Here is an 18,873-nt window from a genome sequence, read left to right as displayed (position 1 = left end):
CTTTCCCGTGCCCGCGGGAAAGCCGCCAGGCCCGGTGACTTGTCCGGGCTGGAACTGCTCAGCCGGTCAGGATCGGGATCATGGTTTTCACATGGGCGTCGATCCGTTCCAGCACGAGAGGGGGGACCACTTCGCGTTCCGGCAGGGTCCACCATTTTGCATCGATGCGTTTCACCGTCTCGACAACGGCCTTGAGCACGGCTGGCTCGGGAAGCCTTGCCCGATTGGCAAACATCTTCCAGCGGGCCGGGGCCAGGCCCTTGAAGGCCCGCTCGCCGCCCAGAGACAGCGCCAGCCCATCTGCCGGAATATAGGGCACGGTCGAAAGCATGTCGTAGATCGGTGCAAGAGCGGGCGTGTCGCCGTCACCCGGATAGATCAGCGACCAGTTCTTGAGGTGCATGTCGCCATTGCCCATGACCACCGAGAAGGTCAGCCGCCGGACAAACTCCAGCGCGGCGAACGGCGAGATCGCAACATTCAGCACAGAGGCGATGTCGTGGGAGGCGGCGCCATCATATTTGCGCGCCGGGTACAGGCCGAAAACCTGCGCGAAATCCTCGATATGGATGCGCTGCCCGTCTGCCCCGCGATCAAAACGCCGCACGAGCAGGACCAGCCCCTCGGCAAGTGTTTCGAACTCTTCGGGAATGCCCTCGAACTGGTCTCGGCTGACCAGTTCTCGCTCAGGCACGTCCATGCCGATGGCTTCGGCAAGCGCGAGGTTCGCGAACTCGTTTTCCGACACGCCCGGAAAGGCGGTCGAGGGGAATTTCGCAATATATTGGCCCTCGTCATCCCCGAGCGGCAAGGTCAGCCCGCCGCCCTTGCCGGTGTTCTTCATCACCGAGAGCTTCATCTGCACGCCTGCAAGCGAGAAGCGGGCCTTGGGCCGCCCTTGGGATGGCGCCGCCCCGATGCCGGGTTGACCGTCACTGGGCAGCACCCGAACGGCCCCCGGCAAATCCGCACCAAGGGTGGCCAGGAGATCGAAATCGTTCCCCGGCCGCACATTACCCGCATGGTGCTTTTCCATCGCCTCGCGCAGCCGGTCTTCGGGCAGAAGGTTGGCAAAGAAGGGCGGCAGGCTGCCTGCGACAGGTCGCGGATCCTTGCGCAGGCCCCCTGATGCCGCGCGCAGGGACAGGCTCAGAACCGGAATACCGCCGGTCGCGCGATAAGCCGGATCAAGGCTGAAGGCGTTGAAATCACCCGGCGTCCTGACGATCGTGCCGACCTTCGCACTGTTCAGGAACACGTCCAGCGCGGTAATGGTCTCAGCGGTGCGGGCGGCTGTCATCGTCGCTCTCCGGTTGCGGGCTGAAGGCGGGATGATCGTCCTCGGCATCGGGGCGCAAAAGCGCCTCGATGGCCGGCACCATTGCCTGCGGAACCAGCATCATTTCCAGCCCAAGCGCCCTGGCAATGTTGATCAATGTCGTGGTGCGCGCAGCCGCTGCCCCCGTCTCGATGTCGCGGTAGCGCGGGCGCGAAATGCCGGCAAGATCGGCCACTTGCTCCTGGGTCAGCCCCGCTGCAAGACGCGCGCGGCGAAAATGGTCGCCGATCAGCCCCAGTGTTTCTGCTTCCGCCTTCATGTGATGCCTTTACAGATCATTCCTGCTGCATTGATCTGGATAGGTATCATATCTAGTGTGGAATGCAAAGAAAATGATCTCCAAACATATCACGATTATTTCCCATGGAGCGTTTGGGGATCATCTTGCGCTGGTCGGCACTACGGCCAGCACAAGTGCTGCAATTGCGGCATGCAGGCGAATCAGACGGACTGCATGCTCAGCCGTGCAGATAACGTCCTGGCCAGATTCGACGAATTCGTATGGCGTATCGGGCGAAGGCGACTAAAATAGCCGTAGTTCTGGAATGCGCGCCGGTCGCGATGGGAGGTGATCATGCATGATCACCGCTCGACAGTCGCGGGCCGCACGCGCGTTGCTGGGTTGGACGCAGGAGACGCTTGCTGACAAGGCCCGAATATCGCTGACTGCCCTGAAACGCCTTGAGTCCGAGAACCGGCTCGAGGTGTATGAGACAACGCGGGATCAGGTGCGCCGGGCGCTTGAAGCAGCAGGGATTGTTCTCCTGTCCACGGATCGCGGACAAGGAGTATTGCTGGTTCATGGGGAAGACGAGAAGAGACACCGACAGATCCATGGCGCCTGACCGGCGCGGGCGGCATCATCGATCCGCTGCGGCGGCCTATGCTCTGTGGCGACTCGCGACATGACATCTCCGCTTCCCCCCTTCGACGATATTGCACCTGTTAGCGGCGAGCTGACCGAATATGATCGCGCACATATCAAGCTCTATATGCGGCTGCTCGATGCCGCCGATGATGGGGCGGAATGGACCGAAGCCGTCAATGTGCTGTTCGGAATTGACCCTGTTCGGGAACCTGAACGCGCCCGGCAGGTCCATGACAGCCATCTGGCACGGGCGCGCTGGATGACACGGAGCGGCTATCGTCAGCTGCTGCGTCATCCAACAGATCGGACCTGACCTCGCCGCCGTCGCACCAGTGATGCCCTCAGAGCATCACCCCATGTCTTCGTTCCGGCTTCCATCTCGGTAGAGGTGCCGCAATTCTTTCACGCTCCACCTGTGCAGTTTCAACCAGGAGCGGAGCAATGAAGCCGGATACATCCCGCTGGCGAGACCAGGACCAGTATGAATTCTACGATGCGCTGCCCGTTGAGGGCGTCGCCTGGGAATGCCTGCGCCGTAACGCCTCCTATCAGGCCAGTTTCGATGATCTTGTAGCGCAAGGCACCGGGCATCTTCCCTTTGCGGATGATGTCCAACATCGCTGGGGGTTGCGATTTTCCGGCAGACCCCTGCTTTTCCGCGCTCGACCAACCGGTCATCTGGTCGCCTGCTGCCAATCCGGACGTGCTGATGCTCGGGGCGGCGCCCGATTTTCTTCCGCCTTCTCCGTCCGCCTTATCGGTCGATCTTGCTGATGCCATCTGCGGACCAGAGGGGACATATGGTGTCTTTGACGCCAGAGACGGCATTCAATATCTGATCCTCGCCGACACCGATGCCAATTCGCAGCCGGCGATCATCCTGCCAATTGACCAAAATCTGCCGGATCGGCTCGAAGCCATTCTCAGGCTCTGGCACATGCTGGCCGGGAAACCCGCGCGCCGCGACCCCAGAATGACGCCGTATCAGCGCCGGCGGTTCCGCCTGATGATGCAAGCCGCCGACGGAAACACCAACCACGCGACTTATCGTGAGATTGCCATCGCCATCTACGGAGAGGCGCGCGTTCGGGCCGAACCGTGGAAGACATCGGCTTTGCGCGCCTCTGTTATCGCCCTTGTCCGATCTGCCGCCACTCTGATCGACGGCGGCTACCGTGACCTTCTGCGTCATCGTCGCAAACCCTGACGCTGACGCCTGATCGAGGGTGAGGATTTTACCCCTTCGATCTTCCTCATCCCCCATGCCGCCGCGCCTTCGCCACCGTGCGCATGTCATGCCGTTGATCGTCAGCGGCATCCTGCACAACCACGGAGGCCACCCCATGCGACCTGATCTCGCCGCCTTGCCGCCACGCTACCTGCGCACCAAGGAAGCTGCCGATTTCCTCAGCCTGTCCGCGCGCACGCTGGAAAAGCACAGAACCTACGGAACCGGACCTGCCTATCACAAGCTCGGCGGCCGCGTTGTCTATTCGGTCGAGGATCTCGCAGCCTGGGTTGCGCGCGGATCAGTCACTTCCACGTCGGACCCGCGTGGACAGGTTCTCCCGGCGAAACCTTTGCCCCCGACCGCGTTCACCTCGCCCAAGCGCATCACGCGCTGAACGTGGTTGTCACCCCCTGATGGCAGCGCAGCATCCATCCGCCTCGGAACGCGGACAACTCGATCTGTTTCGGGCGCTTCCCGGGGAATTCGCACCACGAGACGCGCAGGATCTCATGGCCTATCCTTTCTTTTCCCTTTCCAAATCGCACCGTATCCGCCCGATTGACTTTGCCTTGGGCAACGTCTCGATCCGTGTCGAAGCTGTTCCCGATCACGGTATGGCGACGATCTGGGACGCCGATATACTGATCTGGGCGGCCAGCCAGATCGTGGAAGCGCGGGACGCCGGTCTGCGCACGTCGCGCCTGATGGCGGCAACGCCTTATGAAATCCTGACATTCACAGGGCGCGGAACCTCCCTGAGGGACTATCAGCGCCTGAAGGCGGCGCTGGACCGGCTGCAATCGACCACGGTTGCAACCTCGATCCGCCAGCGCGCGAATGGACGGCGACATCGTTTTTCGTGGATCAACGAATGGCACGAGCGGACCGATGCCAATGGCCGTCCGGACGGCATCGAGATGATCGTGCCCGACTGGTTCTACAGTGCGGTTCTGGATGACGCCCTGATCCTCACCATCGACCGGGCCTATTTCAATCTGACCGGCGGGTTGGATCGCTGGCTCTATCGCCTGGTGCGCAAGCATGGTGGGCGACAGAAAAACGGTTGGCGGTTCGACTTCCGTCACCTGCACCAGAAATCGGGCAGTCTGTCGCCGTTCAAGCGCTTCGCCTTCGAGCTGCGCGACATTATCCGCCGCCAGCCACTGCCCGGCTACACCCTGTTCGCCGAGGTCGAAACCGGCGGCCGGATGCTGCTCGCTTTCGAGCCTGTCCCGGCCTGTGGAAAACCTGTGGATAGTCTCGTGCTATCGGGAACCCGGACTATCGTGCCATCAGGAACCGGAGGCTCGTGCTATCGGGAACCCAAACACCTCCTATCCTTCGGTAACAAAAGCGAAAATCGCGCCCTTAACTTAGAGTCTAACACAGAATCTAACTTTGAAGAGCGGCGGCGCGATGTGGAAAAGCTCATCGCGAAGGCTGGTGCGGCCCTCAGATCGGGTGCCCATAAAGGCAAGCTGACACCCCCAAAGCAAGGATCGCCCGCGTCAACAAGCACGCCTGAACTTCCTCTCGGCAAGCCGGGAGGACAGCGATGATCGTCGCTCTCCTCAATCAGAAAGGCGGTGTCGGAAAAACCACGTTGGCGCTGCATCTCGCCGGTGCGTGGGCTGCGGAAGGCAAACGCGTCATCCTGATCGACGCCGATCCGCAAGGCTCCGCACTCGACTGGTCGCAGCGGCGTGGCCATGAAGGGCTGCCAAGGCTGTTCAGTGTCATCGGCCTGGCCCGCGATACGCTGCACCGGGAAGCGCCGGAGCTGGCGCGTGACGCCGACCATGTCGTCATCGATGGTCCGCCCCGTGTCGCTGGTCTGATGCGCTCAGCGCTGCTTGCAGCCGATCTGGTGCTGGTCCCGGTGCAGCCATCTCCTTTCGACGGCTGGGCCTCCGCCGAGATGCTGGCGCTTCTGAACGAAGCACGCATCTATCGTCCTGAACTGGCCGCCCGTTTTCTGCTGAACCGATGCGCTGCGCGCACCGTCATCGCCCGCGAAACGGCTGAGACACTGGCGGACCAAGATCCGCCGTTGCTGGCCACGACCATCGGCCAGCGCGTCGCCTTTGCTGAAGCCGCACAAACTGGGCGACTGGTCTCAGAGACCGATGGCGGCGAACGGGCTGCACATGAGGTCACAGCGCTGGTGGCCGAGATCGATAGCCTCGGGATCGGGAGGATTGTGCGATGACACGTCCACCCGCCAAATCCGGCTTCGCATCGCGTCCGGGTAATCCCGATAGCTGGGTCAGGGCCGCCGATGCGCCGGCAACCGGAAAGATGGCTGCCGAGGCGTTTACCGCCCGCCTGACCATCGACATCACACCCGAACTGCGCGGGCGCATCAAGGTGGCCGCTTTCCGGCGCGGCGTCACCGTCGCCGTGATGCTGCGCGAGCTGCTGGGCCGCGAGTTTCCACCCACCGAAGGAGACCGGCCATGACCGGCAAAACCGGGCGTGGTGCGCATGAACATCCGCTGGCGGACGGTCCAGCGCCCTTCACCACACTTGTCGAACTGGCCTTCCAGAAGCGGAAGGTTGAGCACTGGATACGCTTCGGCCACAAGAGCTTTGAGCAGATCATCGACCGCCGCCGCAGTCTCGTCGGCTTCGCACCCGAAAGCATCTTCGCCTTCGTCCGCTGGGCCTCCAACGACTACGGCACCATCGTCTCGCGGCTCGACATACTGCGCGCTGTCGGGCGTGGCGAGCCGTTCCAGACCGTGCCCTTCGTTCGCCCCGGCGGCGAGATCCTGCTGCGTATTGATGGCTGGCCAAAGGTGCAGCAAGCGCTGGCCGCCATCGACGCCGTGGACGCGCTTGGCGTCGATCCTGCGGATGCTGCGCCGGACCATTGGCGGCACGTCCACAACCGCATGATCGCCGGTCAGGACCCCAACCCCTACACGCCGGAACGCCATGCCGCATGGGTCAGCCGCCGGAGGATCGCACCATGAGCCGCCGTCATATCCTCGCCGTGTCCATGTTGGCCGTCGGTACGCTTGTCGCCACGGCCGTTGCCGATCCGCCAACCAGGCTGATCTGGAATGCGACCGCCAGCGCGCCCATCGGCTTCTACACAGTTGTTCCTGCCGATGTGGTCGAAGTTCCTGAACTCGTCGTCATCGCGCCGCCCGAACCGCTGGAGCGGTTCATGGTCGAGCGCGGCTATATCGGGCGGGGCGTGCCGCTGCTGAAACGCGTCCTCGGCTTGCCGGGACAGCGCGTCTGCCGCAGCGGTGCGACGATCACCGTCGATAACGTCGAGATGGGCGATGCACTGGAGCGCGACCGGATGGGACGCGATCTGCCGGTCTGGCAGGGCTGCCGCATCATCCGCGACGGCGAACTCTTCCTCATGAATTGGGAAATCCGGGACAGCCTCGACGGCCGTTACTTCGGACCTGTTCCCGCCAGTTCCGTCATCGGCCGGGCGCTTCCGCTCTGGACCGATGAGGAAGGCGATGGCCGCTACGAATGGCGGGCGGTCACGCATTGAACCCACGCCAAACCCACCAACACAGGAGACATACCATGCCACAGATCGGTCAATTTGCGCGTGACGCATCCGGCTTCGCCGGTCAGCTCGTCACGCTCACCATGAAGCGCGATCTCGTCATCGTGCCCGCTGAACATTCCGATGCGGAGAATGCGCCGGACTATCGCGTCCATTACATTGAGCATGACGGTCCCGAGGTCGGTGCTGCATGGAAACGCACCGGCGAAAAGGCTGGCGAATATCTCTCGGTGCTGCTCGACGATCCGGCCTTACCGCACCCGATCCGCGCCAACCTGTTCCGCGACGACGATGCAGGCTCGTCATGGTCGCTGCACTGGAGCCGCCCGCGGCCCCGCGAAGATCGCGACTGAGATCATGCGATCCCGCACCTTTCTTCTCTTCACGGCCCTGCTGTCGGCTGGCAGCGGCTCGATGCCGGCCATGGCGCAGGTCACGCTGCAACCTGCGCCTGTCACCGCGCATCCCCATGCTGCGTTCATTGCCGAGGCGTCACAGCGTTTCGGCATTCCAGAGCACTGGATTCGAGCCGTGCTGCGCGTGGAAAGCGCGGGCGATGTGCGCGCAATTTCATCGGCGGGCGCGATGGGACTGATGCAGGTCATGCCCGATACCTGGGCGGGCCTGCGCCGCCGCCATGGTCTCGGGCGCGACCCTTACGATCCGCGCGATAACATCTTCGCAGGCACGGCGTATCTGCGCGAGATGTGGGACCGCTATGGCAATGTTGCGGCCATGCTTGCCGCCTACAATGCTGGTCCCGGTCGCTATGACGAGCATCTGGCGACGGGCCGCACTTTGCCCGCTGAAACGCGCGCCTATGTCGCCACGCTCGCACCTGTTCTTGGCAGGGCGACTGCGCCTGATGTGCCGACGATCGTGCCGCCGCCACCGCCGGATTGGCGCGAAGCTCCGCTCTTCGTTGTGCAATCCAGCGGCCATTCGGCGACGGCCAATCAACCGTCGAACGACGTCCGCGCAACCGTTCCTATGCGCGTTTCCGTCGATCAGGAGCCGCAGGACGGCGGCATATTCGTGGCCCGTGCGGGCAATGGAGACGAGCCATGAGCATGGTGTCTCCACGCACTTTCGGTCCGCTTCCGGTGTGCAGTCAGGCAAGGGGTCGCCTGGCTGCATTCCCGGCAGGAAGGGCAAAAAGGGGAAGAAAGGCGGAGGGCAAGATAAAGGAAACCGGCACCCTGTCGGGGCGGTTTCTGGGCAAGCCCTTGCCTGCACACTGTTTTGGGACGCGGCGCACGGCACCCTGCTTTTGGGCCTCGCGTGCCGCGATATGGCGCAAAGCCTTGGCGTTGCGGGGTTTTGACCGGCACTCTAACCGAATATCGGCCGATTTTCCGCCGTCACGGCTTCGGATACGATGATGAGTGGCGACGACGAGAGCCGCTTTCTCCCAAAGCCTGGCCGCATCAGGTCGGACGTGCCGAAGGCGGGCAAGGCGAAGAGCTTTCTGACGCAGGCAAAGAAGCTGGCGCGTCAGCATAGCAACCGCCCCGGCAGATCATCATCATTCGCATCACGGACCTACTCGTCGCCTTCATCTGGTTCGGCCGGAAAGAGTGGGAAGGCATCGCCGGCCGGCAAAGGTCCGGGCGTCAAGCGTGGTCGTGGTGCGGCCTTTGTCCGCGTCCGAATGCTGTCGGGCGGCTGGCGGCACAGTACGGCCGGCGTGCGCCGCGTCGTTGTCAAGACCCGTTATGCCCAGAGCGCGGGGAAGAATGGCAAAGGGGCTGCCCATCTGCGCTACATCCAGCGCGACGGCACCTCGCGCGATGGCGAACGTGGCCAGCTCTATTCGGCGACCGAGGACCGCGCTGATGGAGATGCCTTCCTTGATCGCAGCAAGGATGATCGCCACCAGTTCCGCTTCATCGTCTCGCCCGAGGATGCCGCCGATCTTTCCGATCTCACCGACCACACCCGCGATCTGATGAACCGCATCGAGGCCGACCTTGGCACGAAACTCGATTGGGTGGCTGTCAATCACCACAATACCGGCCATCCCCATGTCCACGTCATTGTTCGGGGGAAGGACGATCTGGGCGAGAACCTGGTTATCAATGGCGACTATCTCGCCAATGGTATTCGTGAGCGGGCGAGCGAACTGACCACGCTGGAACTCGGCCCCGTGACCGAGATCGAGCAGAGCCGCAAGCTGTCTGCCGAAATCGATCAGGACCGCTTCACGCGCATCGACCGCGCCATGACCGAGGAAGCCGACGAAAGGTTCCTCGATCTGCGCCACGAACCAGCAGATGCACGCCGCCAGTTCAACCGCACACTTCGCCTGCGCCGTCTCGCCAAGCTGGAAAAGATGGGGCTGGCTATGGAACATGCACCCGGCGTCTGGGAGCTTGGCGCGAAGATGGAACCGGCGCTGCGTGAACTCGGTGAGCGCGGTGACATCATCCGCAACATGCACAAGGCGCTGAAGGCCGATGGGCAGGAACGTGATCCGATGACCTTCCAGCTTCACGATGCCGCACCCGCGGCGCCCATCATCGGCCGCGTCGTGGACAAATATCTCACCGACGAGATGGGCGAAAACCTGACGCTCGTGGTGGACGGTATCGACGGGCGAACACACCATCTTCCCGGCATTGATCCGGCCCGCGTCGAAGATGCCCGAATCGGCAGCATCGTGGAAGTCGGCCCCGCCGACACGGCGCAACGTCCCTCTGATCGCACCATCTCTGCGATCTCGGAGAATGGTATCTACCGACCGAGCCGCCACCTCGAACAGGCGAAGTTCGAGGGACGTGTGCCGGGTGGCGATTATGAGGGCTATGTCGATGCCCATGTCCGGCGATTGGAGTCGCTACGCCGGGCCGGGATTGCCGAGCGGATCGACGCCGACCAGTGGCGCATCCCCGAAGACTTCGAGAGCCGCGCCACCGCCTATGATGCCGGTCGCAACCGGCAGGCCAGCATCCGTGTCGTCTCGACCTTCGATCTGGAAAAACAGATCGGCGCCGATGGCGCGACCTGGCTGGACCGACGATTGGTCACACCGGACGCCTCGGACCTTACCCCGGCAGGGTTCGGCCAGCAGGTGCGCGAGGCTATGGACCAGCGGCGTGAACACCATATCGCACAGGGCGATGCCACGCGGCAGCAGAATGGACGCATCCTCTATCGGCGCAACCTGCTCGCCAATCTGCGAGAAAGGGAAGTGGCCCGCGTCGGTGCGGAAATGGCCAGCAGCAAAGGCTTGCCGTTCCGGGCGGCTGCAGATGGCGAAAATATCAGCGGCAAGTTCACCGGGACCGCACATCTATCGAGCGGCAAGTTCGCCATTGTCGAAAAGAGCCACGAGTTCACTCTTGTCCCATGGCGGCCAGTGATCGACCGCCAGCTCGGCCGCGAGGTTGCGGGCATCGTGCAGGGTGGATCGGTATCGTGGCAAATGGGGCGAACACGAGGGCTCGGGATTTGAGCCTTTGCCGATCTGGCACCTCGCAAATTGTTCTGTCGACATCGGCATCTGAAAGGGCCTGTCCGATGTGCCGCCGATAGTATCCGGCAACACGGCACCCCTGCTTTTCCTGTTGCCGCTTTCGAAAACGTCTATTCTTTGATCGGCTCCGACTCTCTTGCCGATTGGAGCCTGTATGCGTGGTGGCCGAATACTCTGGGGCCAGATCATTGTCGTATTCACCATTGTCCTGGTGATGGTCTGGACTTCGACACAATGGGTGGCCTTCCGCCTTGGCTTTCAGCCCCAGCTCGGCAATCCATGGTTCGATGTTGCGGGATGGCCGGTCTATTATCCTCCGGCCTTTTTCTGGTGGTGGTTTTCCTATGACGCCTATGCGCCCGACATTTTCACCGAGGGCGCGTTAATCGCCACGTCCGGGGCGTTGTTCGCTATCGCCGCCGCTTTTTTCATGTCGATCATCCGGGCGCGCGAGGCGCGCAACGTCGCCACCTACGGTTCGGCGCGATGGGCCGAGAACAAGGAAATCCATGTTGCCGGACTGCTCGGTCCCGATGGCGTGGTCCTTGGCAGGCACAGCAAGGACTATCTCCGGCACGACGGCCCCGAGCATGTCCTTTGTTTCGCGCCCACCCGATCAGGCAAAGGCGTCGGTCTCGTTGTGCCGACGCTGCTGACCTGGCCGGGAAGTTGCATCGTGCACGACATCAAGGGTGAGAACTGGAATCTGACGGCCGGCTTCCGGTCCCATCACGGCCGCGTCCTGCTGTTCGATCCGACCAATGTGCATTCCGCAGCTTACAACCCGCTGCTGGAAGTCCGTCAGGGGGAGTGGGAAGTCCGCGATGTCCAGAACATCGCGGATATTCTGGTCGATCCCGAGGGCAGTCTCGACAAGCGCAACCACTGGGAAAAGACCAGCCATTCGCTACTGGTCGGCGCCATCCTGCATGTACTCTATGCCGAGAAGGACAAGACGCTGGCCGGCGTCGCGAGTTTTCTGTCCGATCCCCGCCGTCCGGTCGAGGCAACCTTGCGCGCCATGATGGACACACCGCATCTGGGCGAAGCCGGTGTGCATCCCGTCATCGCTTCGTCGGCACGCGAGCTGTTGAACAAATCCGAGAACGAACGCTCCGGTGTTCTGTCCACAGCGATGTCTTTTCTCGGCCTCTACCGAGATCCGGTCGTGACCTGCGTGACGGCCCGCTGCGACTGGCGCATTGCTGATCTGGTCGAAGCAAAAGAACCCGTCAGCCTCTACCTCGTCGTACCGCCATCGGACATCAATCGCACAAAACCGCTGATCCGCCTCATCCTCAATCAGGTCGGGCGGCGGCTGACCGAGGAGTTGGAAACCTCCGGCAAGCGCCATCGCCTGCTGTTGATGCTGGACGAGTTCCCCGCGCTCGGGCGGTTGGACTTCTTTGAATCGGCACTCGCCTTCATGGCCGGTTATGGCCTCAAAGCGTTCCTGATCGCGCAGTCGCTCAACCAGATCGAGCGCGCCTATGGGCAGAACAACGCCATTCTCGACAACTGCCATGTGCGTGTCGCCTTTGCTGCCAATGATGAACGCACCGCCAAGCGGATCAGTGATGCGCTCGGCACGGCCACGGAAATGCGCGATTCCACCAACTATGCCGGTCATCGCCTCGCGCCATGGCTGGGGCACCTCATGGTGTCGCGGCAGGAAACGGCGCGGCCACTCCTGACGCCCGGCGAAATCATGCAGCTTCCGCCAACCGACGAGATCGTCATGGTAGCGGGTGTGCCGCCCATCCGCGCCGCCAAGGCGCGCTACTATGCCGATGCGCGGCTTCAGGAACGGGTGCTGCCGCCGCCCGATCTACGCAAGCAGTCGGTGAAGATGGAAACATCGGCACCAGACGACTGGACGAGCCGTGTTGTTACGCCCACGGTTGGCCACGGACCCGCGTCGAACACGTCCGACGGCGATCCTGCCGATGCCGGTATCCGTCGTGAGCCGGAGCTTCCCGAGCATGAGGAAATCATCCCGGCACCACCGCCGCCATCGCAAGAATTCGACTTTCTCGATGATGAGCCCGACGTCGATGCCGCCAAGGCCCGCGCTATGCGTCAGCGGATGCGCATGGTCGCGCGGCAGGCATCTCTCGACCCCAATGACGGCATCGACCTTTGAGAAGGAAGGCAGGCATGACGAGCCGCACCCGCATGAATGTCTACTTCTCCCCGGATCTACTGAAGCAGGTCGAAGGCTTGGCGCTGCGCCGCAATGTTTCAAAATCCGCAGTGATCGAGGCTGCGGTAGCATCCTTCCTGTCTGGTGACACGACCGAACGGCTGGAAGCCGCAATGTCGCGACGCCTGGATAAGCTTGGCCGCCAGTTCGATATGCTGGACGAAGATGTGGCCATCCTCGGCGAGACGCTTTCGCTGTTCGTACAATTCTGGCTCACCATGACGCCGCCGCTGTCAGATAGCGCGAAACAGTCGGCGCGCATCAAGGGCAACGAGCGCTTCGAAGGCTTCATGCAGACGCTGGGCAAGCGCCTGGCTTCCGGCGACAGATTCCTGAAAGAGTTGTCGCGGGATATGGATTCGCTTCACGATCTTTCGTCACAAGGCCAGTCCGAAGCGGATGGAAACCAGCTCTGAACTTTCGATCCATCCTATTTGCCGCCCTGCGCCGCCGATGCCCGCACGCGCACAAACATCTGTTGAAACGGCCCTAAATCAGGTTCTTTTAATCGACCCCAATCCGGGGTCCGTCTTTTGCGCGTCCCGCCATGAACGGGGCCGCCATGACCGCATCACATCAGAAACCCGAGACGATTGCGCGTGGTGCGCGGATGCTGCGCACCGCGCTCGGGGCATCGATTGCCCGGTTTCTGGAAGATCCCGGTGTGGTCGAGGTGATGCTGAATCCCGATGGCCGCATCTGGGTGGATCGGCTCTCCGAAGGTCTGGCCGATACGGGAGACAGGCTGTCTGCGGCTGATGGCGAGCGGATCGTCAGGCTGGTCGCCCATCATGTTGGCGTCGAAGTTCATTCCCGAAGTCCGCGTGTATCGGCCGAACTGCCTGAGACCGGAGAGCGCTTCGAAGGGTTGCTGCCGCCTGTCGTCACGGCGCCAACCTTTGCCATCCGCAAGCCCGCCGTCGCGGTGTTCACGCTCGACGACTATGTAAACGCTGGGATCATGACCAGCCATCAGGCCGAGGTGTTGCGCCTGAACGTCGCCACGCGGGCCAATATCCTCGTCGCGGGCGGCACCTCCACTGGCAAGACCACGCTGATCAACGCGCTGCTGGCAGAAGTCGCCAAGACTTCGGATCGCGTCGTGATCATTGAAGACACGCGCGAACTGCAATGCGCCGCGCCCAATCTGGTCGCGATGCGCACCAAAGATGGCGTGGCGACGCTCTCCGATCTGGTGCGCTCGTCGCTACGCCTGCGCCCGGATCGCATCCCGGTCGGCGAGGTTCGCGGGTCCGAAGCTCTCGACCTCCTTAAAGCCTGGGGCACCGGCCATCCGGGCGGGATCGGCACCATCCATGCCGGTTCCGGCATTGGCGCGCTGCGACGCCTCGAGCAGCTCATCCAGGAAGCCGTCATCACTGTCCCGCGCGCCCTGATCGCCGAGACTATCGACCTTGTCGCCGTTCTTGCCGGACGTGGATCGTCCCGCCGCCTGGTCGAACTCGCCCGCGTCGATGGGCTGGGACCGGACGGCGACTACGCCATCACGCATCTCATTACTTTGGCAACCACCCCGAAAGGAAACCCTTCATGATCCGCACGATTTCACGCGGCTGCCGCATCATGGCAACCGCCGCTGCCACTGTTTCCATCAGTCTGATGCTGGCGCCTGCCGCACACGCCTCCGGCTCCTCCATGCCCTGGGAGGCCCCGCTTCAGTCGATCCTCCAGTCGATAGAAGGTCCTGTCGCCAAGATCATCGCCGTCATCGTCATCATCGCCACCGGCCTGGCGCTGGCCTTTGGCGATACCTCCGGCGGCTTCCGCCGCCTGATCCAGATCGTCTTCGGCCTGTCCATCGCCTTCGCTGCGTCGAGCTTCTTCCTGTCGTTCTTCTCGTTCGGCGGCGGGGCGCTCATCTGATGGCGGGCGGGTTTGAACAGCTCGATGCGGTGCCGGGCTTCTCTATCCCGGTTCACCGGGCGCTGACCGAGCATATCCTGCTCGGCGGCGCACCGCGTTCGATTGCCATCGTCAACGGCACGCTGGCCGGCGCCGTCGGCCTCGGCCTTCGTCTCTGGCTGGTTGGCATCGCCATCTGGGCGGTGGGACATTTCCTCGCGGTATGGGCTGCCAAACGCGATCCGCTTTTTGTCGAGGTGGGCCGCAGGCATCTGCGCATCCCCGGTCATCTGTCGGTGTGAAGGCGCGCCCATGATGAACCTCACCGAATATCGCCGTACCGCCACCCGCCTCGCGGATTTCCTGCCCTGGGCCGCGCTCGTTGGCTCGGGCGTCGTGCTGAACAAGGACGGCAGTTTCCAGAGGACAGCGAAGTTTCGCGGGCCGGATCTGGATTCCGCTATCGCCGCCGAGCTGGTCGCGGTCGCCGGGCGCATCAACAACGCCGTGCGCCGCCTCGGCTCCGGCTGGTCGATCTTTGTTGAGGCTCAACGAAGCGAAGCCGCGATCTATCCCGGCAGCCAATTTCCTGATCCGGCTTCCGCTCTGGTCGATGCCGAGCGCAAGGCTGCCTTTGAGGAAGCGGGCACGCATTTCGTGTCAGGTTACTTCCTGACCTTCCTCTGGCTGCCACCCGCCGAAGATGCAGCTCGCGCCGAGACCTGGCTCTACGAGGGCCGTGAGCAATCCGGCGTCAATCCATGGGAGCTGATGCGCGGCTTCATCGACCGCACCGACCGCGTGCTGGCGCTACTCGACGGCTTCATGCCCGAATGCCACTGGATCGATGACGCGGGCACGCTGACCTATCTCCATTCCACGATTTCCACGAACCGCCATCGTGTCCGCGTGCCCGAAGTGCCCATGCACCTCGATGCGCTGCTGGCCGATCAGCCGCTGACTGGCGGTCTGGAACCGCGCCTTGGTGACAAGCATCTGCGCGTCCTGACCATTATCGGCTTTCCGACAGCGATCACGCCCGGCCTGCTCGACGAGATGAACCGGCTCGCGTTCCCGTATCGCTGGTCCACCCGCGCCATCCTGATGGACAAGACGGACGCGACGAAACTCCTCACCAAAATCCGCCGTCAATGGTTCGCCAAGAGAAAATCAATCGCCGCGATCCTCAAGGAGGTGATGACCAACGAGCAATCGGCGCTGGTGGACACCGATGCGTCCAACAAGGCGCTCGATGCCGACATGGCCTTGCAGGAACTGGGCGCTGACGTCGCCGGCATGGCCTATGTCACAGCAACCGTCACCGTCTGGGACGCCGACCCCCGTATCGCCGACGAGAAGCTGCGTCTGGTCGAGAAGATCATTCAGGGCCGTGACTTCACGGCCATGCCGGAAACTGTCAATGCCGTCGATGCCTGGCTAGGCTCGATCCCGGGACATGCCTACGCCAATGTCCGGCAGCCGCCGATCTCGACGCTCAACCTCGCCCACATGATCCCTCTATCGGCCGTGTGGGCGGGGCCGGAACGGAACGAACATCTCGGAGCGCCCCCCTTGCTGTACGGCAAGACCGAAGGTTCGACTCCGTTCCGGCTTTCCCTTCATGTCGGCGACGTGGGCCATACCCTCGTCGTCGGCCCGACCGGCGCGGGCAAGTCCGTGCTGCTGGCGCTGATGGCGTTGCAATTTCGCCGCTATGATCGCAGCCAGATTTTCGCTTTCGATTTCGGGGGATCGATCCGGGCATCCGCGCTCGCCATGGGGGGCGACTGGCATGATCTTGGCGGTGGGTTGACCGAGGGATCGGAGGTTTCCGTTTCCCTGCAACCGCTGGCGCAGATCGATGATGCCTATGAGCGGTCATGGGCCGCTGACTGGATCGCCGCGATCCTGATGCGTGAAGGCATGACCATCACGCCGGAGGTGAAGGAGCACATCTGGACGGCACTGACATCGCTGGCATCCGCCCCGGCGGGGGAACGGACCATCACCGGCCTTGCCGTGCTGCTGCAATCCAACGATCTGAAACAGGCGTTGCGCCCATACTGCATTGGCGGCGCCTATGGCCGGTTGCTCGACGCCGAGGCCGAACATCTCGGATCAGCCGATGTACAGGCCTTCGAGATCGAGGGGCTGGTCGGCACTGGGGCTGCGCCTGCCGTCCTGTCCTATCTGTTTCATCGGATCGGCGACCGGCTCGATGGTCGGCCAACCCTGCTCATCATCGACGAAGGCTGGCTGGCGCTCGATGATGAGGGGTTCGCCAATCAGCTCCGCGAATGGCTGAAGACACTCAGGAAGAAGAACGCGTCCGTCATCTTCGCCACGCAGTCGCTCTCGGACATTGACGGCAGCAATATCGCGCCCGCCATCATCGAAAGCTGCCCGACGCGGCTGCTTCTCCCGAATGAACGCGCCATCGAGCCGCAGATCACGGCAATCTACCGCCGCTTCGGCCTCAATGACCGGCAAATCGAGATCCTCGCGCGGGCCACGCCCAAGCGGGACTACTACTGCCAATCGCGGCGCGGCAATCGCCTGTTCGAGCTTGGCCTTTCCGAAGTCGGTCTCGCGCTCTGCGCCGCATCATCCAAATCCGATCAGACCCGTATCGCCGAACTCATCGCCGAGCATGGGCAGGACGGTTTTCTCGCGGCCTGGCTGCGCGATCGCGGCGTCGAATGGGCCGTCGATCTGATCCCGAACCTCACCAATCTTGTCGAACGGACAGAGCCCGCTCGGTCGGTCGCGCCAGATCAAATCCATCCAGATGACAGCCAAGAAAAGGAGACCCTGCCATGATCCGTATCCCCGTTTCCCGATATGTCAGTGCATCCGTGCTGGCGCTGACGCTCGCCATGCCTGTTGCACTGTCGCCCATGCTGGCAAGCCCCGCTCACGCTTTTGGCTTCGGCCGCATCGTCTATGATCCGACCAACTATGCGCAGAACCTTCTGACCGCCGCACGCACACTGGAGCAGATCAACCACCAGATCACCTCGCTTCAGAATGAAGCGCAGATGCTCATCAATCAGGCGAAGAATCTCGCCAGTCTGCCATATTCCTCGCTCCAGACTTTGCAGCAGAATGTCCAGCGCACGCAGCAGCTTCTGGCCCAGGCGCAGAACATTGCCTTCGACGTGCAGAATGTCGATCAAATGTTCCAACAGAAATACGGCAAGGTTTCGCTGTCCGCGACCGACGCCCAACTCGTCGCCGATGCGCGGTCCCGCTGGCAGAATACGGTCGGCGGTTTGCAGGACGCCATGCGCGTGCAGGCTGGTGTCGTCGGAAATATCGACACCAACCGCGCTGAAATGTCCGCCCTTGTCGGGCAGAGCCAGAACGCGACCGGCGCGTTGCAGGCGACACAGGCGGGCAATCAGCTTCTCGCGCTCCAGTCGCAGCAGCTTTCCGACCTGATCGCGCTGATGTCCGCCAATGGTCGCTCCGAAGCCCTGATCGAAGCCGAGCGCGCCACTGCTGCCGAACAGGGCCGCATCCAGCGCGAGCGCTTTCTGACGCCTGGATCGGGCTATCAGCCCGGCAATGCCCGGATGTTCGGCAACGGCAACAACTGACCGGACAGGAGGGGCGCGACATGGACGGCAAGATGCTGGCCCGGCTGGGCGCGATCATATTCGTGGCCATCGCCATCACCGCAACGGTGATCGAAATGACACGCGAGTACGAACCAGCGCAGCCCCGACCGGCCCCGGCGCTTCAGGCGCCTGCCGATCCGCCGCGCCAGAGCCTGCGCCACTGCCAGCAGTTAGGCGAGGCCGCCGTGAACGATCCCGGCTGCCTCGCCACTTGGGCCGAGAACCGCGACCGGTTCCTCGGCCGGACGCCGGTGCCCGCCGCTCCGCATCAGAACGGGGGACAGTGAACCATGGGCGGCACCGGCGTCATCGACAACTTTCTGGGTGTTTTCACCAGTTACATCGACAGCGGCTTCGGCCTGCTTGGCGGCGAGGTCGCCTTCATCGCCACCACCCTGATCGTCATAGACGTGACGCTTGCGGCACTGTTCTGGTCCTGGGGTGCGGATGACGACGTCATCGCCCGGCTGGTCAAGAAGACGCTCTTCGTCGGGGTCTTCGCATACCTGATCGGCAACTGGAACAATCTCGCCCAGATCATCTTCGACAGCTTCGCCGGTCTTGGCCTGAAAGGTTCGGGCACCAGCTTTTCCGCCGCCGATCTGCTGCGGCCCGGCAAGGTGGCGCAGACCGGCCTCGATTGAGAGCGGCGGTGCAAAAGTCGGCCACGGTAGCGGCGGCATAATGCTGCTGCGGGCGGAGTAAAATCCGGCCACCTATCTTCCTTCTGCAATGATCG

23 protein-coding genes and 1 pseudogene are annotated in these 18,873 nt (G+C 62.8%); 22 read left to right on the top strand and 2 right to left on the bottom strand.

Going from position 1 to position 18,873, the window contains the following annotated elements:
- Window positions 1-58: 58 nt before the first annotated feature.
- Window positions 59-1,300 (bottom strand): type II toxin-antitoxin system HipA family toxin, encoded by a 1,242-nt coding sequence (locus tag MOE34_RS16725; RefSeq protein WP_242218630.1) that lies wholly within the window; start codon window positions 1,298-1,300, stop codon window positions 59-61.
- Window positions 1,278-1,598 carry a helix-turn-helix domain-containing protein gene (locus MOE34_RS16720; protein ID WP_131389702.1) on the bottom strand — a complete coding sequence of 107 codons (321 nt, stop codon included), beginning with the start codon at window positions 1,596-1,598 and terminating at the stop codon, window positions 1,278-1,280. The genes MOE34_RS16725 and MOE34_RS16720 overlap by 23 nt, the downstream gene beginning before the upstream one ends.
- Before the next feature lie 319 nt (window positions 1,599-1,917).
- On the opposite strand from MOE34_RS16720, the gene MOE34_RS16715 reads away from it, so the two are divergent.
- The 22 genes and pseudogenes from MOE34_RS16715 to MOE34_RS16610 all read left to right on the top strand — a co-directional run.
- Window positions 1,918-2,184, top strand: coding sequence for a helix-turn-helix domain-containing protein (locus tag MOE34_RS16715; protein WP_131389705.1), 267 nt, complete (start codon window positions 1,918-1,920; stop codon window positions 2,182-2,184).
- A 60-nt stretch (window positions 2,185-2,244) separates the two neighbouring features.
- The gene (locus MOE34_RS16710) at window positions 2,245-2,520 is read left to right on the top strand and encodes a DNA -binding domain-containing protein (protein ID WP_242218628.1); all 276 of its coding nucleotides are present in this window, start codon (window positions 2,245-2,247) and stop codon (window positions 2,518-2,520) included.
- Between the two features lie 128 nt (window positions 2,521-2,648).
- The gene (locus tag MOE34_RS16705; RefSeq protein ID WP_240532777.1) at window positions 2,649-2,981 is read left to right on the top strand and encodes a transcriptional regulator domain-containing protein; all 333 of its coding nucleotides are present in this window, start codon (window positions 2,649-2,651) and stop codon (window positions 2,979-2,981) included.
- The gene (locus MOE34_RS16700) at window positions 2,917-3,414 is read left to right on the top strand and encodes a DUF2285 domain-containing protein (protein ID WP_051017999.1); all 498 of its coding nucleotides are present in this window, start codon (window positions 2,917-2,919) and stop codon (window positions 3,412-3,414) included. The genes MOE34_RS16705 and MOE34_RS16700 overlap by 65 nt, the downstream gene beginning before the upstream one ends.
- A gap of 136 nt (window positions 3,415-3,550) precedes the next feature.
- Window positions 3,551-3,832 (top strand): helix-turn-helix transcriptional regulator, encoded by a 282-nt coding sequence (locus MOE34_RS16695; protein ID WP_010336149.1) that lies wholly within the window; start codon window positions 3,551-3,553, stop codon window positions 3,830-3,832.
- Between the two features lie 19 nt (window positions 3,833-3,851).
- Window positions 3,852-4,997: a replication initiator protein A gene (locus MOE34_RS16690; RefSeq protein WP_009450550.1), complete on the top strand. Its 1,146-nt coding sequence runs from the start codon at window positions 3,852-3,854 to the stop codon at window positions 4,995-4,997.
- Window positions 4,994-5,647, top strand: a complete 654-nt coding sequence (gene parA, locus MOE34_RS16685; protein WP_009450549.1) for a ParA family partition ATPase — start codon at window positions 4,994-4,996, stop codon at window positions 5,645-5,647. Before MOE34_RS16690 ends, parA begins: the two co-directional genes overlap by 4 nt.
- Window positions 5,644-5,898 (top strand): hypothetical protein, encoded by a 255-nt coding sequence (locus MOE34_RS16680; protein WP_009450548.1) that lies wholly within the window; start codon window positions 5,644-5,646, stop codon window positions 5,896-5,898. The genes parA and MOE34_RS16680 overlap by 4 nt, the downstream gene beginning before the upstream one ends.
- Window positions 5,895-6,413, top strand: coding sequence for a DUF2840 domain-containing protein (locus MOE34_RS16675; protein ID WP_009450547.1), 519 nt, complete (start codon window positions 5,895-5,897; stop codon window positions 6,411-6,413). Before MOE34_RS16680 ends, MOE34_RS16675 begins: the two co-directional genes overlap by 4 nt.
- The gene (locus MOE34_RS16670; RefSeq protein WP_009450546.1) at window positions 6,410-6,955 is read left to right on the top strand and encodes a S26 family signal peptidase; all 546 of its coding nucleotides are present in this window, start codon (window positions 6,410-6,412) and stop codon (window positions 6,953-6,955) included. Before MOE34_RS16675 ends, MOE34_RS16670 begins: the two co-directional genes overlap by 4 nt.
- 35 nt (window positions 6,956-6,990) lie before the next feature.
- Window positions 6,991-7,326 (top strand): DUF736 domain-containing protein, encoded by a 336-nt coding sequence (locus MOE34_RS16665; RefSeq protein WP_009450545.1) that lies wholly within the window; start codon window positions 6,991-6,993, stop codon window positions 7,324-7,326.
- Between the two features lie 4 nt (window positions 7,327-7,330).
- Entirely contained in the window at window positions 7,331-8,041 is a 711-nt protein-coding gene (locus MOE34_RS16660; protein ID WP_009450544.1) for a lytic transglycosylase domain-containing protein, read from the top strand.
- A gap of 310 nt (window positions 8,042-8,351) precedes the next feature.
- A complete protein-coding gene (locus MOE34_RS25505; protein WP_338086163.1) occupies window positions 8,352-10,427 on the top strand; it encodes a relaxase/mobilization nuclease domain-containing protein in 2,076 nt (691 codons plus the stop codon).
- Window positions 10,428-10,602: 175 nt separating this feature from the next.
- Window positions 10,603-12,591: a conjugal transfer protein TraG gene (locus tag MOE34_RS16650; protein WP_009450542.1), complete on the top strand. Its 1,989-nt coding sequence runs from the start codon at window positions 10,603-10,605 to the stop codon at window positions 12,589-12,591.
- Between the two features lie 14 nt (window positions 12,592-12,605).
- On the top strand, window positions 12,606-13,067 hold the full coding sequence (locus MOE34_RS16645) for a CopG family transcriptional regulator (protein ID WP_009450541.1): 462 nt from the start codon (window positions 12,606-12,608) through the stop codon (window positions 13,065-13,067).
- A 146-nt stretch (window positions 13,068-13,213) separates the two neighbouring features.
- Window positions 13,214-14,206, top strand: coding sequence for a P-type conjugative transfer ATPase TrbB (gene trbB, locus MOE34_RS16640; RefSeq protein ID WP_009450540.1), 993 nt, complete (start codon window positions 13,214-13,216; stop codon window positions 14,204-14,206).
- The gene (locus tag MOE34_RS16635) at window positions 14,203-14,535 is read left to right on the top strand and encodes a TrbC/VirB2 family protein (RefSeq protein WP_009450539.1); all 333 of its coding nucleotides are present in this window, start codon (window positions 14,203-14,205) and stop codon (window positions 14,533-14,535) included. Before trbB ends, MOE34_RS16635 begins: the two co-directional genes overlap by 4 nt.
- Window positions 14,535-14,816: a VirB3 family type IV secretion system protein gene (locus MOE34_RS16630; RefSeq protein WP_009450537.1), complete on the top strand. Its 282-nt coding sequence runs from the start codon at window positions 14,535-14,537 to the stop codon at window positions 14,814-14,816. Before MOE34_RS16635 ends, MOE34_RS16630 begins: the two co-directional genes overlap by 1 nt.
- A gap of 10 nt (window positions 14,817-14,826) precedes the next feature.
- Window positions 14,827-17,334 (top strand): conjugal transfer protein TrbE, encoded by a 2,508-nt coding sequence (gene trbE, locus MOE34_RS16625; RefSeq protein ID WP_009450536.1) that lies wholly within the window; start codon window positions 14,827-14,829, stop codon window positions 17,332-17,334.
- Entirely contained in the window at window positions 17,331-18,113 is a 783-nt protein-coding gene (gene trbJ, locus MOE34_RS16620; protein ID WP_009450535.1) for a P-type conjugative transfer protein TrbJ, read from the top strand. The genes trbE and trbJ overlap by 4 nt, the downstream gene beginning before the upstream one ends.
- Window positions 18,114-18,133: 20 nt before the next feature.
- Complete coding sequence (gene trbK-alt, locus MOE34_RS16615) at window positions 18,134-18,421, top strand: putative entry exclusion protein TrbK-alt (RefSeq protein WP_009450534.1); 288 nt, start codon at window positions 18,134-18,136, stop codon at window positions 18,419-18,421.
- A gap of 3 nt (window positions 18,422-18,424) precedes the next feature.
- Window positions 18,425-18,775, top strand: a pseudogene (locus tag MOE34_RS16610) (type IV secretion system protein); the annotation flags it as partial.
- Window positions 18,776-18,873 lie beyond the last annotated feature (98 nt).

It is taken from the genome of Shinella zoogloeoides (assembly GCF_022682305.1).
GTDB lineage: Bacteria > Pseudomonadota > Alphaproteobacteria > Rhizobiales > Rhizobiaceae > Shinella > Shinella zoogloeoides_B.
Note: the sequence above shows the minus strand (reverse complement) of the source record. Positions and strands in the feature narration are given on the sequence as shown.